Below are 301 nucleotides of genomic sequence, written 5' to 3' on the forward strand. Positions count from 1 at the left end.
TAATTCTTCTGCTTTCTTTGCTTCTTCCTCTTGTTTTGCTTTTTCTGCCTGCTTAACTTCTTCTGCTTTTTTAACATCTTCTTTTTGTTCTGTCTTCTCTGTTGCTTTTGCTTGATTATCCGCACCTTTGCACGCTGTTAAGCTCACTGCACATAAGCTACTCAGCAAAAGTAAAAATAGCTTTTTTGCCATGTAAAATCCTCCCTATATAGCTGTTAAACATAACGAACTTACCTAGGATAACAGATATATAGATATCTCATTGTCGAATTTTGCCGAATCACGACTCTATTTTATCCCG

The 301-nt window shown here is 36.2% G+C and carries 1 pseudogene; it reads right to left on the reverse strand.

Annotated features, from left to right (window positions below):
- A pseudogene (locus tag V7183_RS24975) lies at positions 1-192 on the reverse strand (YwbE family protein); the annotation flags it as partial.
- Between the last annotated feature and the right edge of the window lie 109 nt (positions 193-301).

Origin of the sequence: Bacillus sp. JJ1127 (genome assembly GCF_036965845.1) — a bacterium.
Taxonomy (GTDB): Bacteria; Bacillota; Bacilli; order Bacillales; family Bacillaceae_G; genus Bacillus_A.